Below are 14,049 nucleotides of genomic sequence, written 5' to 3'. Positions count from 1 at the left end.
GGGAAGGGCACTAGTTCTCCGCCGTCGCGCAGTCCGCGCAGGTGCCGAAGATCTCCACCGTGTGGGCGACGTTCACATAGCCGTGCTGGGACGCGATCGCCTCCGCCCACTGTTCCACCGCCGGGCCCTCGACCTCGACGGCCTTGCCGCAGACCCGGCACACCAGATGGTGGTGGTGCTCGCCGGACGAGCATCGGCGGTACACCGCCTCGCCGTCGCTGGTGCGCAGCACGTCGACCTCGCCTGCCTCGGCGAGCGACTGCAGCGTGCGGTAGACCGTGGTCAGGCCCACCGACGCGCCCTGGTGCTTGAGGATGTCGTGCAGCTCCTGCGCGCTGCGGAACTCGTCCACCTCGTCCAGTGCCGCCGCCACGGCGGCACGCTGCCGGGTCGACCGGCCGCGCACGGGGGGTCCTGCAGTCGTCACAGGTGCCTCCTTAAGGTCGCCCGCACATATGGCGGACCATTCTGCCAGGCCGGCCCCGGGCCCGGGTCAGACTCCCATGTGGCCGGCGGACTCGCGGGCGGCCGGTACTTCAAGAGTGCACTGCGCCTCGGCCGCGGCGGCAGCCTTCGCGCGACGCCGGGCCAGCGGGGCGGCCAGGGCGGTGAGGGCCACGAAGACGACGATGGCGAACAGGACGACGGTCGCGCCGGGCGGTACGTCCTGGTAGTACGAGGTGACCGTACCGGCGAGGGTGACGGACGTACCGATGGCCACCGCGCTCACGAAGGTGACGGCGAAGCTGCGGGTTATCTGCTGGGCGGCCGCGACCGGTACCACCATCAGCGCGCTGACCAGCAGCAGGCCGACGACACGCATGGCGACGGTGACGGTGATCGCGGCGGTGACGGCGATCAGCAGGTTCAGGGCGCGCACGGGCAGGCCGGTGACCCGCGCGAACTCCTCGTCCTGGCTGACCGCGAAGAGCTGCCGGCGCAGTCCGACGGTGACCAGCACCACGAAGGCGGCCAGCAGGCAGATGGAGGTGACGTCCCCCGCGGAGACGGTGGACAGGGAGCCGAAGAGGAAGGACAGCAGGTTCGCGTTGGAGCCGGAGCCCGAGAGGTTGGTCAGCAGGACACCGCCGGCCATGCCGCCGTAGAAGAGCATGGCGAGCGCGATGTCGCCCCGGGTACGTCCGTAGGCGCGGATCAGCTCCATGGCGACGGCGCCCAGCACGGCGACGAGGGTCGCCATCCACACCGGGCTGGCGTTGAGTACGAAGCCGAGGCCGACGCCGGTCATCGCGACATGGCCGATGCCGTCGCCCATCAGCGCCTGGCGGCGCTGCACCAGATAGATGCCGACGGCGGGGGCGGTGATGCCGATCAGTACGGCGGCGATCAGCGCGCGCTGCATGAAGGCGGTCTGGAGAATTTCCATGATCAGGTCAGCAGTCCCGTACGGACCGGCTCAGTGGCCGAGTGGGGGTGGACGTGGTCGTGGCCGGGCAGCGCGTGCTGCCCCACGGCCTTCGGGGGCGGGCCGTCGTGCACGACACAGCCGTCGCGTAGGACCACGGCGCGGTCGATCAGCGGCTCCAGCGGGCCCAGCTCGTGCAGGACCAGCAGCACGGTGGCACCGGCCGCGACCTGCTCGCGCAGCGTGGCGGCGAGGATTTCCTGACTGGCCAGGTCGACGCCGGCCATCGGCTCGTCCATGATCAGCAGTTCGGGCTCCGAGGCGAGTGCCCGGGCGATGAGCACCCGCTGGTGCTGGCCGCCGGAGAGGGCGCTCACCGAGTCCTTGGCGCGGTCCGCGAGGCCGACCAGTTCGATGGCCCGCTGGACGGCGGCCCGGTCCTTCTTCGAGGGCCGGCCCAGTTTCGTACGGGACAGCCGTCCCGAGGAGACCACCTCGCGTACGGTCGCCGGGACACCACTGGCCGCAGTGGTGCGCTGCGGTACGTACCCGACGCGTGCCCAGTCGCGGAACCGGCGCAGGGGGGTGCCGAAGAGGTGGATCTCGCCGCCGGTGAGCGGCACCTGGCCGATGACGGACCGTACGGCCGTCGACTTGCCCGAGCCGTTGGCGCCGAGCAGTGCGACGACCTCACCGGGCCGGACGGTGAGGTCGACACCGCGGAGCACCGGGCGCGACCCGAGCGTGGCCATGGCTCCGCGGACGGATATGACGGGCTCGCTCACATGTGCCTCCATTACTTCGCGCCGAGAGCCTGCTGCAGCGCGGCGAGGTTGGACTCCATGACCTCGATGTAGTCGTCGCCCTTGGACTTGTCCGTGATGCCCTCGATGGGATCGAGGACAGCGGTCTTCAGATGGGCGTCCTCGGCCAGGGTCTTCGCGGTCTTGTCGCTCGCGAGGGTCTCGAAGAAGACGGTGGGGACCTTCTCCTTCCTGGCGATGTCCTGGAGCTCCTTGATCCGGGCCGGGCTGGGCTCGGACTCGGGGTCGAGGCCGGCGATGCCCTCCTGGTCCAGGCCGTAGCGCTCGGCGAGGTAGCCGAAGGCGGAGTGGGTGGTGATGAAGGTCCTGGTCGTGGTGTTCTTCAGACCGTTCACGTACTCGGTGTCGAGGGCGTCGAGTTTCTTCACGAGCTCGTCGGTGTTCTTCTTGTAGTCGGCGGCGTGGGAGGGGTCGGCCTTCTCCATGGCCTTGCCGACGCCCTTGGCGACCTCGGCGTACTTCACCGGGTCCAGCCAGATGTGCGGGTCGCCGCCGGATTCCCCGCCCTTGTGGTCCTCACCTCCGTGGCCGTGGTCGTGATTGACCTCGGTGCCGTGGTGCTCCAGCTCGGTGAGGGTGGCGGCGTCGACGGTGTTCTTCACACCGGCCTGCTCGATGGCCTTGTCGACGGCGGGCTGGACACCCTTGAGGTAGAGGATGAAGTCCGCTTCACCGAGCTGGGCCGCCTGCCGCGGGCTGAGCTCGAGGTCGTGCGGCTCGACGCCGGGCTGGGTCAGGCCGGTGACCGTGACGTGGTCGCCGCCGATCTCCTCGGCGAGGTACTGCATGGGGTAGAACGACGCCACCACACCGAGCTTGCCGCCGTTCTTCTTGTCAGCGGCGACGTCGGAGGAGGAGCAGCCGGTGACGGCGGTGAGGCCGAGGGCCACCGCTCCGGCGACGGTGACGGTGGGTATCAGGCGACGCACGTTCATGACAGTCATTTTCAACAAGAGTGACAACGATTGTCAACAACGGTGCTCGGGCGCCTCTGAACCCCTACCGATTTGATCGGAGGGGTGAGGCCGCGGCTAATCTGAATCATTCGCTTCGCCCACCGTCGTAAAGAGAGCACCGTGGCCGCCGACAAGATCGACACCATCGTCAGCCTGAGCAAGCGCCGTGGCTTCGTCTATCCCTGCAGCGAGATCTACGGCGGCCAGCGTGCCGCCTGGGACTACGGACCACTGGGTGTCGAGCTCAAGGAGAACATCAAGCGCCAGTGGTGGCGTTACATGGTCACCGCCCGCGAGGACGTCGTCGGCATCGACTCGTCGGTGATCCTGGCGACCGAGGTCTGGGAGGCCTCCGGCCATGTCGCGACCTTCACCGACCCGCTGACCGAGTGCACCTCCTGCCACAAGCGGTTCCGCGCGGACCACCTGGAGGAGGCGTACGAGGCAAAGCACGGCCGCCTGCCCGAGAACGGCCTCGCCGACGTCAACTGCCCCCACTGCGGCACCAAGGGCCAGTTCACCGAGCCCAAGCAGTTCTCCGGTCTGCTCTCCACCCACCTCGGCCCGACCCAGGACTCCGGCTCCATCGCCTTCCTGCGTCCCGAGACCGCGCAGGGCATCTTCACCAACTTCGCCGCGGTGCAGCAGACCTCGCGCAAGAAGCCGCCGTTCGGTATCGCCCAGATGGGCAAGTCCTTCCGGAACGAGATCACTCCGGGCAACTTCATCTTCCGCACCCGCGAGTTCGAGCAGATGGAGATGGAGTTCTTCGTCAAGCCGGGCGAGGACGAGAAGTGGCAGGACTACTGGATGCAGGAGCGGTGGAACTGGTACCGCGACCTGGGTCTTCGTGAGGAGAACATGCGCTGGTACGAGCACCCGAAGGAGAAGCTCTCCCACTACTCCAAGCGCACCGCCGACATCGAGTACCGCTTCCAGTTCGGCGGCAGCGAGTGGGGCGAGCTCGAGGGTGTCGCCAACCGCACCGACTACGACCTCTCCGCGCACTCCAAGGCGTCCGGCACCGACCTGTCGTTCTTCGACCAGGAGGCCGGGGAGCGCTGGACCCCGTATGTCATCGAGCCCGCCGCCGGTGTCGGCCGCACGATGCTGGCGTTCCTGCTCGACGCGTACAACGAGGACGAGGCCCCGAACGCCAAGGGCGTCATGGAGAAGCGCGTCGTGATGCGCCTCGACCCGCGCCTGGCCCCGGTCAAGGTCGCGGTCCTGCCGCTGTCCCGGAACCCGCAGCTGTCCCCGAAGGCCAAGGGCCTCGCGGCGGACCTGCGCAAGAACTGGAACATCGAGTTCGACGACGCCGGTGCGATCGGCCGCCGTTACCGCCGCCAGGATGAGATCGGTACGCCGTTCTGCGTCACCGTCGACTTCGACACGCTCGACGACAACGCGGTGACCGTGCGCGAGCGCGACACGATGGCCCAGGAGCGCGTCTCCCTGGACCAGATCCAGGCCTACCTGGGCGCGCGTCTGCTCGGCTGCTAGTCGCCTGCGGCGGGGTCACACCGACGGTGCCGGGTCCTTTGCGGGGCCCGGCACCGTCGTGTCCGGGGGCTGAACGCCCATGCACGGCCGGTCGGCGTGTCCGTCCTCAATCGCCGGACGGGCTCGATTCGCGTGAACCGGACAGTCGCTGCCCGCCGGGCGGAGGTGGCGGCCGGTCCTGCCCCGGCACGGTTCCACTGGACGGAGTACGCACACTGAGGCGCGCGGCCGTCTCCAGGAGGGTCCGTGCCGCCCGGCATCGTCAGCGAGGTCAGTCGTTGGGACCAGCATGGCCGCGAGCACAAGGTGCGGGTAAGGAAGTCGGACCTGCGGCGGTCGCTCGCGTGCGGGGAGACGAGGTTCTCGGCGCCCCTGCCGAGGGCCGAGGCGCACCCGGTCGAGACGCATCGGGCGACGGTGGCCCCCGGGGGCCGCTGAGCCGCGTGTGGCGCGGGGATCACCTGAACCCCCTCCCGCGAAAATACGGATGCGGTGCGGGCCCGGTCCGGATAACGTCGGCGGCATGTTCTTCCAGATCTACGAGTGAGAGCGCGGCGGGCACGCCCCGCCCCCCACCGGACGTTTCCGCAGATCACTTCGCACACGACGGGAGAACCTCGTGGCCAAGGGCCGTAACAACCTCCTCGGCGTCGGCGGTCAGCGCCGAAAGCTGCCCCGCAACGGCACCCAGAACCAGGGCGAGGCCGGCGCCGCCGACCGCAGGGCCGCCGCCGACCAGAAACAGGAGCTGCTCCGCAAGATGCGCGAACGCGCCTCCAGCGAGGAGCGTCAGGAGAAGAGCTGAGCCATGGGCCCGGATCACCTGGTGTGGTCCGGGCCCACGACCTGTCGTCATCACACGGTGATCACTTCGGGGCTCAGCGTAGCGACGAGCTCTGACGGCGGACGCCGGTATCGTCCAGCCGCTCCGTCGCGCGGAGCGCGGACTCGCGGGCACGGCGGCCGGTCGTGGCCAGGCCCACCAGCAGGACCATCAGGCCGCAGCCGGCGATGATCCACCAGGCAGGGGCGCTCGCCGTGGCGAACGAGGAGCGGAAGGCCGAGCCGTGCACGCCGGAGGCGAGGACCGCGCCGATCACCGCGACGCCCAGGGTCTGGCCGATCTGGCGGCTGGTCGAGGCGACCGCGGCCGCCACACCCGCCTGGGCACTGGGCATGCCGGTGACGGCGGTGTTCGTGATCGGCGCGTTGACCATGCCGAAGCCGATGCCGAAGAGGACGTATCCGGTGAAGAGCAGGGCCGTGGAGCGTTCCGAGGTGGAGAGGGCGAAGAGAACCGCGCAGGTGGCCATCGCGGTGCCCGCGACCGCCAGGGGGAGCCGTGGGCCCCGGTTTCCGACGATCCGGCCCGACAACGGGGAACCGATGAAGGTCACGGCCGCCATCGGGAGCAGGTGGAGCCCGGCGGAGAGGGCGGACAGGCCGCGTACCTCCTGGAGGTAGAGGGTGTTGAGGAAGAGGAAGCCGCCCAGTGCGGCGAACGCGCTCACCGCGATGACGACGGCTCCACTGAAGGGCGCGCTGCGGAAGAAGCGCAGCTCGATCAGGGGTTCCGGGCGCCTCGGCTCGTAGCGCAGCAGGCAGAGCAGGGCCAGCAGGGACAGCGTCGCGCAGCCGACGATCGGCGGCGAGGTCCAACCGGAGACGGGGGCTTCGATGATCGCGTAGGTGAGGGAGCCCAGCATCACGATGACCAGCAGCTGGCCGACCGGGTCGGGGCGGCGCGGTCGCGGGGCGCGGGACTCCGGTATGTAGCGGAAAGTGAGCAGGAGCGCGGCCAGGCCCACCGGCAGATTGATCCAGAAGATGGACCGCCAGCCGACCGATTCCACCAGCAGCCCGCCGACGAGCGGGCCCGCCGCCATCGAGATGCCGACGGTCGCGCCCCAGGCGCCGATGGCGCGGGCGCGTTCGCGTGGGTCGGTAAAGGTGTTGGTGATGATCGACATCGCGACCGGGTTCAGCATGGAGCCGCCGACGGCCTGGACCATGCGGAAGGCGACGAGTGCTTCGAGGCTGGGTGCGAGCGAGCAGAGCAGGGATCCGAGCGAGAAGACGACGAGTCCGGCCCCGAAGACCTTGCGGCGCCCGATCCGGTCGGCGGTGGAGCCCGCGAGCATGAGAAGTGAGGCGAGGACGAGGGTGTAGGCGTCGATCGTCCACTGCATTCCGGCGACCGTGGCATGCAGCTCCCTCTGCATGGAGGGCAGAGCGACATTGAGCACGGTGTTGTCGAGGCTGACGATCAGGAGGCTCATGCAGCAGATCGCCAGCACCAACAGACGTCGAGGTCGGCTCGGTTCATCGTCCGGCATCCTTCAATAGTACGGCTAACTAAGGAACCTTCTGGGCATGACGCCGGTACGCGACAATGGACGGATGCCCACGCTCTCCTCACCGCTCTCGATCGGCCCGCACACCGTCCAGCCCCCGGTGGTGCTCGCGCCCATGGCCGGCATCACCAACGCTCCGTTCCGCACCCTCTGCCGGGAATTCGCCGAAGGTGAGCGGGGGTTCGGAGGGCGCCCCCCGAAGGATGCAGCCTCCGGCGGAAAGGGGCTGTTCGTCAGCGAGATGATCACTACGCGGGCGCTGGTCGAGCGTAACGAGAAGACCATGCAGCTGATCCACTTCGACGCGTCCGAGACGCCGCGCTCGATCCAGCTGTACGGGGTCGATCCGGTGACCGTCGGCAAGGCGGTCCGCATGATCGTGGACGAGAACCTGGCCGATCACATCGATCTGAACTTCGGCTGCCCGGTGCCCAAGGTGACCCGCAAGGGCGGCGGCTCGGCGCTGCCGTACAAGCGGAACCTGCTGCGGGCCATCCTCAAAGAGGCCGTGTCCAACGCGGGCGACCTGCCGGTGACCATGAAGATGCGCAAGGGTATCGACGACGACCACCTCACCTATCTCGACGCGGGGCGGATCGCGGTCGAGGAGGGTGTCACCGCGATCGCGCTGCACGGCCGTACGACGGCGCAGCACTACGGCGGCACGGCCGACTGGGACGCCATCGCGCGGCTGAAGGAGCATGTGCCCGAGATCCCGGTGCTGGGAAACGGCGACATCTGGTCGGCCGAGGACGCGCTGCGGATGGTGCGCGAGACCGGCTGCGACGGGGTGGTCGTGGGACGCGGCTGCCTGGGGCGGCCGTGGCTGTTCGGGGATCTCGTGGCCGCCTTCGAGGAGCGGCCGGAAAACCTCGCCAGGCCGTCGCTGCGTGAGGTCGCGGACGTGATGCTGCGGCATGCCCGGCTGCTGGGGGAGTGGATCGGCGACGAGTCGCGTGGAGTGATCGACTTCCGTAAGCACGTGGCCTGGTATCTCAAGGGTTTCTCGGTCGGTTCGGAGATGCGCAAGCGCCTGGCGATCACCTCTTCGCTGGACGAGCTGAGCGCTCAGATGAGCGAGCTTGATCTGGACCAGCCGTGGCCGGTGGGTGCGGACGGTCCTCGGGGGCGTACGTCGGGCAACAACCGCGTGGTCCTGCCGGACGGTTGGCTGAAGGATCCGTACGACTGCGCGGGTGTCGGCGAGGATGCCGAACTCGACACCTCGGGTGGATGAGAACCGGCGAAAGGAGGTCCGGATGATGGGATCAGGCCAGTTTGGGGGGCGTGATCCTCGCCACCCTTGATAGGGGGTGCGCTCAAATGAGCGGATCTTCGACGGATGCATCTCTCAAAGGGTGGCACTGAGTGCCACCCTTTTGATATTCGAGATTCATATGGAGTGGTTACCCTGTGTGGGTGAATCTCGAAAGATTCGCTGCATAGCGTGTCGATGCCTTCAGGAAGTGAAGGCTATTGAATGCCAGCCGCAATGGACCTGTAACTTTCGATCTGCTGGCGGACGAGTGGTTACGGCCGTATGACCGGCAAGTAGACGTACCCAGGCGCCTTCGATCTGGGTATGTTCCTCGCCGTCAGGGCAGCCACCGAGCCTCGAGGAGTCGGGACCCGTGTCGGAAAACAAAGACCAGAAGTTCGTGTACGACTTCACCGAGGGCAACAAGGACCTCAAGGACCTCCTCGGTGGCAAGGGCGCAAACCTCGCCGAGATGACCAACCTCGGCCTCCCCGTCCCTCCGGGGTTCACGATCACCACCGAGGCGTGCAAGGTCTACCTCGAGAGCGGCACCGAGCCGGTCGCTCTGCGAGACGAGGTCAGCGCGCACCTCGACGCGCTCGAGCAGAAGATGGGCAAGAAGCTCGGCCAGGCCGACAACCCGCTGCTCGTCTCGGTCCGCTCCGGCGCCAAGTTCTCGATGCCCGGCATGATGGACACCGTCCTCAACATCGGCCTCTCCGACAAGTCGGTGGAGGGTCTCGCCCAGCAGGCCGACAACGAGCGCTTCGCATGGGACTCGTACCGCCGTCTCATCCAGATGTTCGGCAAGACGGTTCTCGGCGTCGACGGTGAGCTCTTCGAGGAGGCCCTCGAGGCCGCCAAGCACACCAAGAAGGTCACCAGCGACACCGACCTCGACGCTGCCGACCTGAAGAAGCTGGTCAAGCAGTTCAAGAAGATCGTCAAGGCCGAGACCGGCCGTGACTTCCCGCAGGACCCGCGTGAGCAGATGGATCTCGCCATCAAGGCGGTCTTCGACTCGTGGAACGGCGACCGGGCGAAGCTCTACCGCCGCCAGGAGCGCATCCCGCACGACCTCGGCACGGCCGTCAACGTCTGCTCCATGGTCTTCGGCAACCTCGGCCCCGACTCGGGCACCGGCGTCGCCTTCACCCGTGACCCCGCCAGCGGCCACCAGGGCGTCTACGGCGACTACCTGCAGAACGCGCAGGGCGAGGACGTCGTCGCCGGCATCCGCAACACCGTGCCGCTCGCCGACCTCGAGCAGATCGACAAGAAGTCGTACGACCAGCTCATGGAGATCATGAGCACCCTCGAGACGCACTACAAGGACCTGTGCGACATCGAGTTCACCATCGAGCGCGGCCAGCTCTGGATGCTCCAGACCCGGGTCGGCAAGCGCACCGCCGGCGCCGCCTTCCGTATCGCCACCCAGCTGGTCGACCAGGGCCTGATCGACGAGGCCGAGGCCCTGCAGCGGGTCAACGGCGCCCAGCTCGCGCAGCTGATGTTCCCCCGCTTCGACGAGAGCTCGAAGGCCGAGCTGATCGGCCGCGGCATCGCCGCCTCCCCGGGCGCGGCGGTCGGCAAGGCGGTCTTCGACTCGTACACCGCCGTCAAGTGGTCCCGTTCCGGCGAGAAGGTCATCCTGATCCGCCGGGAGACCAACCCGGACGACCTGGACGGCATGATCGCCGCCGAGGGCATCCTGACCTCGCGCGGCGGCAAGACCTCGCACGCCGCCGTCGTTGCCCGCGGCATGGGCAAGACCTGTGTCTGCGGCGCCGAGGAGCTCGAGGTCGACACCAAGCGCCGCCGGATGACCACCGCCTCCGGCACGGTCATCGAGGAGGGCGACGTCGTCTCCGTCGACGGCTCCACCGGCAAGGTGTACCTCGGTGAGGTCCCGGTCGTACCGTCCCCGGTCGTCGAGTACTTCGAGGGCCGTATGCACGCCGGTGCCGACGACGCCGACGAGCTCGTCGCCGCCGTGCACCGCATCATGGCCTACGCGGACCGTGTACGCCGCCTGCGGGTACGTGCCAACGCCGACAACGCCGAGGACGCGCTGCGCGCCCGCCGGTTCGGCGCCCAGGGCATCGGCCTGTGCCGCACGGAGCACATGTTCCTCGGCGAGCGCCGCGAGATGGTCGAGAAGCTGATCCTCGCCGACACCGACGAGGAGCGCGACGAGGCCCTGGCCGCCCTGCTGCCGCAGCAGAAGCAGGACTTCATCGAGCTCTTCGAGGCGATGGACGGCCTTCCGGTCACCGTGCGTCTGCTCGACCCGCCGCTGCACGAGTTCCTGCCCGACATCACCGAGCTGTCGGTACGCGTCGCTCTCGCCGAGGCCCGCGAGGACAGCAACGAGAACGACCTGCGTCTGCTCCAGGCCGTGCACCGGCTGCACGAGCAGAACCCGATGCTGGGTCTGCGCGGTGTCCGTCTCGGCCTGGTCATCCCCGGCCTGTTCACCATGCAGGTCCGGGCGATCGCCGAGGCAGCGGCCGAGCGCAAGAACGCCAAGGGCGACCCGCGTGCGGAGATCATGATCCCGCTCGTCGGCACGGTCCAGGAGCTGGAGATCGTCCGCGAGGACGCGGAGAAGGTCATCGCCGAGGTCGAGGCCGCCACCGGCGTCGAACTCAAGCTGGCCCTCGGCACGATGATCGAGCTGCCGCGCGCCGCAGTGACCGCCGGGCAGATCGCCGAGGCCGCCGAGTTCTTCTCCTTCGGTACCAACGACCTGACCCAGACGGTGTGGGGCTTCTCCCGCGACGACGTGGAGGCGAGCTTCTTCACGGCGTACCTGGAGAAGGGCATCTTCGGCGTCAGCCCGTTCGAGACCATCGACAAGGAAGGTGTGGGCTCGCTGGTCCGCAGCGCGGTCCAGGCGGGCCGGGCCACCCGCCCCGACATCAAGCTCGGCGTCTGCGGTGAGCACGGCGGCGACCCGGAGTCGGTGCACTTCTTCCACGAGGTGGGCCTCGACTACGTCTCCTGCTCGCCGTTCCGCATCCCGGTGGCGCGCCTGGAGGCAGGCCGCGCGGCCGCCCAGTCCACGGGCAGCGACTCGCGCTGACGGACCCCCGGAAGCGGCGGCACCTCTCGTATCGAGGTGCCGCCGCTTCCGTGTTTCCGTGGGTTTCCGTGCGAAATTCTCGTTGAACAACAGACTTTCCGGAGGTGAATTGATTCCTTCATTTCCGGGTGGCTGAGCCATGCCGATCCGTATGGAAAACCTGCACAGGGTACGGCCCGCGGGACCCCTCCCGCGGGCCGTACCCTGCCACCACCGCCGGGCGTGAAGCCGGCGCCATCGCGGCCGCCGCCGAACGTCGCGAAGCCCCCCACGGTCTTCGCTGCGCATTGTCGGCCGCCGCGGTGCCGTACCCGACGACGTACAGCCTTTCTGTTTTCGACGGTCGGCGCGAGTGCCTTTCAACTGTGGCCGAAACACCCTGGTAACGTCCTGTGATGGAGTGCATACTCATACCCCGGGGATGATTGCGGATGCAACAGGTGGGGGTTTCGGTGCTTCGTATCCATTTCACGGAAGTCGACCTGGCGCGGCTACGGCTGGCGAACGCGCCCGACGCCTTGTGGGAAACCATTCTCAGTTTTCACCGATTGAGAGACCGGCGGGGAGCCGTCGTCTTCGGAGAATGGCGCACCGAAGTCCGGTCCCAGCTGAACGGTGAAACACGGCTGCTGTCCGCGCTCGTGCCTTCTCGAGGGTATTTCCCGGATTTTCTGACCCCGGTACGGGGGCCGCACGGCATCGAGGCGGGACTCGAGAAACTGCGTGGCACCCCGGTGGAGCGGCTGCGGGCCGACCTCGGCAGGCTCGCCGGCTTTCGGCGGCTGCCCGGCTGGGTGGTGCGGATCGCCGAGGGCGGGGCCGCCGTCGAGCCGCTGAGCCGCCTCATCGGCGCCCTTCGCAGTTACCACCGGGCCGCCGTCGATCCGTACTGGCTATACATCCGGGCCAGGATCGACGCCGACCGGGCCGTACGCGGCCGCGCCCTGCTCGACGGCGGGGCGGACGAACTGCTCGGCTCGCTTCCGTCGATGCTGCGCTGGCGGCCACCCGTGCTGGAGGCCGACTATCCCGTCGAGCGCGATCTGCATCTGCGCGGGCGCGGCCTGCTGCTCCAGCCGTCCTGGTTCTGCCGGCGCACCCCGGTGGCGTACCACGACCCGGGGCTGCCGCCCGTACTTGTCTATCCGGTGACCCGCACCTCCCCGCACGCACCGGCCGTCGCCGAGTCGACACCTTCCCTCGGGCGGCTTCTGGGGCACACGCGCTCGGCCGTCCTCCAGGCCATCAGTACCGGCTGCACGACCAGTGAACTCGCCCGCAGAGCCGGGGTGTCACTCGCCTCGGCCAGCCAGCACGCGGCCGTGCTGCGCGAGGCGGGTCTGGTGGTCACCCTGCGGCACGGCAACGCCGTGCTGCACACGGTGACGCCGCTGGGCGCCGCCCTGTTGAGAGGCAGCGCCCAGCCGGAGGTGCCTAGGCCCGGAAGGGACCGGTCACCTCGTACGTGATGCCGCCGGACGAGCTTCCGCTCGTACCGCGCTGGCTGGAGAAGTACAGCCGCTTGCCGTCGGGCGAGAAGGCCGGTCCGGTGATCTCGGAGGCGGACTGGCCGTTGATCCGCAGGAAGGGTGCCACCACGTCGTCGGGCGTGATGATGCAGATCTCCATGTTGCCGCCGTCCTCGGCGACGAACAGGTCGCCGGAGGAGGAGCCGGTGACATTGTCGACACCGGTCAGCGGGGCGCCGCCGCCCACCACCAGCGAGTCGTCGTAGGCGAGCTCGTAGGTGTTCGTGGCCAGGTTGACCTGCCAGACGCGGTTGTCGCCCTTGGTGGTGAACCAGACGGTGTCGTTCGAGTAGTGGCAGCCCTCACCGCCGTTGAACCGCTTGGCACCGGAGACCTGGTCACGGGTCACGGTCGGGGCGCCGTCCGGGTCCGGCACGGTCGCCCAGGTGAACGAGCCGGAGGTGGTGGTGCCGGCCTTCAGCACCTGGAGCGTGCCGGAGGACAGGTCGCCCCAGGTCGTCGGGATGAAGCGGTAGAAGCAGCCGTTGGTCTCGTCCTCGGTCAGATAGATCACCTTGCGGACCGGGTCGGCCGCCGCCGCCTCGTGCTTGAACTTGCCCATCGCGTCCCGGCGGACGGCCGCGTTCACACCCCGCGGGTCGGTCTCGTACACGTACCCGAGGCTGACCTCCTCGCAGGAGAGCCAGGTGTTCCACGGAGTGGCGCCACCCGCGCAGTTCTGCCGGGTGTTGGAGAGGATCCGGTACGCGCCGGTGATCGCGCCGGTCGAGGAGAACGTGACCGCGCTCGCGCCGCCGGAGGGGCTGATCTCCGAGTTGGAGACATAGATCCAGCCGGTGCCGTCGGCGAAACAGGCACCCCCGTCAGGGGCGTTGTGCCAGGTGTAGCCGGTGGAGCCGACCTTCTGGCCGGACCGGGCGATGACCCTGCTGGTGAAACCGGCAGGCAGCTGAATGCCGTTGGCGTCCGCGGCACCCAGCGCCCCGTAGGGGCCGGAACCGGGCTGAGCCGGGGCCGCGTAGGCGGCCCCGTGCATCAGGGTTCCGCCGAAGGCCGCGGCCGAACCGCCGATGACCGCTCCGCGAAGGAAGTTGCGACGTTCCACTTGTCACTCCAGGGGGAGGTGGTGACTTGCCCGCCACCGGTCGGCGGCGGGGTCGCGCGCTTCCGGAAGGTAGGAGTGGCGAATTGACGGTGTGTGAACAACCGGTCA

General features: G+C 68.6%; 11 protein-coding genes. 5 read left to right on the top strand and 6 right to left on the bottom strand.

The window, feature by feature from the left end:
• Window positions 1-10 precede the first annotated feature (10 nt).
• The 4 genes from ABD858_RS10800 to ABD858_RS10785 all read right to left on the bottom strand — a co-directional run bounded on the left by ABD858_RS10800 (window position 11) and on the right by ABD858_RS10785 (window position 3,125).
• Complete coding sequence (locus ABD858_RS10800; protein WP_345036094.1) at window positions 11-427, bottom strand: Fur family transcriptional regulator; 417 nt, start codon at window positions 425-427, stop codon at window positions 11-13.
• A gap of 66 nt (window positions 428-493) precedes the next feature.
• Complete coding sequence (locus ABD858_RS10795) at window positions 494-1,387, bottom strand: metal ABC transporter permease (protein WP_345036093.1); 894 nt, start codon at window positions 1,385-1,387, stop codon at window positions 494-496.
• A gap of 2 nt (window positions 1,388-1,389) precedes the next feature.
• Window positions 1,390-2,163 (bottom strand): metal ABC transporter ATP-binding protein, encoded by a 774-nt coding sequence (locus tag ABD858_RS10790; RefSeq protein WP_345036092.1) that lies wholly within the window; start codon window positions 2,161-2,163, stop codon window positions 1,390-1,392.
• Entirely contained in the window at window positions 2,163-3,125 is a 963-nt protein-coding gene (locus ABD858_RS10785; RefSeq protein WP_345036091.1) for a metal ABC transporter substrate-binding protein, read from the bottom strand. The genes ABD858_RS10790 and ABD858_RS10785 overlap by 1 nt, the downstream gene beginning before the upstream one ends.
• A gap of 141 nt (window positions 3,126-3,266) precedes the next feature.
• Between ABD858_RS10785 and ABD858_RS10780 the strand changes: the two genes are divergently transcribed.
• Together ABD858_RS10780 and ABD858_RS10775 are read left to right on the top strand one after the other, a co-directional pair.
• Window positions 3,267-4,649, top strand: coding sequence for a glycine--tRNA ligase (locus ABD858_RS10780; protein ID WP_345036090.1), 1,383 nt, complete (start codon window positions 3,267-3,269; stop codon window positions 4,647-4,649).
• A 619-nt stretch (window positions 4,650-5,268) separates the two neighbouring features.
• On the top strand, window positions 5,269-5,454 hold the full coding sequence (locus ABD858_RS10775; RefSeq protein ID WP_345036089.1) for a DUF6243 family protein: 186 nt from the start codon (window positions 5,269-5,271) through the stop codon (window positions 5,452-5,454).
• Window positions 5,455-5,527: 73 nt separating this feature from the next.
• Here the strand turns inward: ABD858_RS10775 and ABD858_RS10770 are convergent, their stop codons facing one another.
• Complete coding sequence (locus ABD858_RS10770; RefSeq protein ID WP_345036088.1) at window positions 5,528-6,985, bottom strand: MFS transporter; 1,458 nt, start codon at window positions 6,983-6,985, stop codon at window positions 5,528-5,530.
• 37 nt (window positions 6,986-7,022) lie between these two features.
• Between ABD858_RS10770 and dusB the strand changes: the two genes are divergently transcribed.
• The 3 genes from dusB (at window position 7,023) to ABD858_RS10755 (ending at window position 12,815) form a co-directional block, all read left to right on the top strand.
• On the top strand, window positions 7,023-8,240 hold the full coding sequence (gene dusB / locus ABD858_RS10765) for a tRNA dihydrouridine synthase DusB (RefSeq protein ID WP_345036087.1): 1,218 nt from the start codon (window positions 7,023-7,025) through the stop codon (window positions 8,238-8,240).
• Between the two features lie 394 nt (window positions 8,241-8,634).
• Window positions 8,635-11,346, top strand: a complete 2,712-nt coding sequence (gene ppdK, locus ABD858_RS10760; protein WP_345036086.1) for a pyruvate, phosphate dikinase — start codon at window positions 8,635-8,637, stop codon at window positions 11,344-11,346.
• Between the two features lie 452 nt (window positions 11,347-11,798).
• On the top strand, window positions 11,799-12,815 hold the full coding sequence (locus ABD858_RS10755) for an ArsR/SmtB family transcription factor (protein ID WP_345036084.1): 1,017 nt from the start codon (window positions 11,799-11,801) through the stop codon (window positions 12,813-12,815).
• Here the strand turns inward: ABD858_RS10755 and ABD858_RS10750 are convergent.
• Window positions 12,781-13,941, bottom strand: coding sequence for an alkaline phosphatase PhoX (locus ABD858_RS10750; protein ID WP_345036083.1), 1,161 nt, complete (start codon window positions 13,939-13,941; stop codon window positions 12,781-12,783). The two genes, ABD858_RS10755 and ABD858_RS10750, sit on opposite strands and share 35 nt — an antisense overlap.
• Between the last annotated feature and the right edge of the window lie 108 nt (window positions 13,942-14,049).

The sequence above is a fragment of the Streptomyces sannanensis genome (assembly GCF_039536205.1).
Classification (GTDB): domain Bacteria; phylum Actinomycetota; class Actinomycetes; order Streptomycetales; family Streptomycetaceae; genus Streptomyces; species Streptomyces sannanensis.
Note: the sequence above shows the minus strand (reverse complement) of the source record. Positions and strands in the feature narration are given on the sequence as shown.

What these genes read in the sequence shown, in the direction of transcription:
- ABD858_RS10795 (WP_345036093.1), bottom strand. Translation starts at nt 1,387, where the DNA reads ATGGAAATTCTCCAGACCGCCTTCATGCAGCGCGCGCTGATCGCCGCC.
- ABD858_RS10790 (WP_345036092.1), bottom strand. Translation starts at nt 2,163, where the DNA reads ATGGAGGCACATGTGAGCGAGCCCGTCATATCCGTCCGCGGAGCCATG.
- ABD858_RS10785 (WP_345036091.1), bottom strand. Translation starts at nt 3,125, where the DNA reads ATGAACGTGCGTCGCCTGATACCCACCGTCACCGTCGCCGGAGCGGTG.
- ABD858_RS10770 (WP_345036088.1), bottom strand. Translation starts at nt 6,985, where the DNA reads ATGCCGGACGATGAACCGAGCCGACCTCGACGTCTGTTGGTGCTGGCG.
- dusB (WP_345036087.1), top strand. Translation starts at nt 7,023, where the DNA reads ATGACGCCGGTACGCGACAATGGACGGATGCCCACGCTCTCCTCACCG.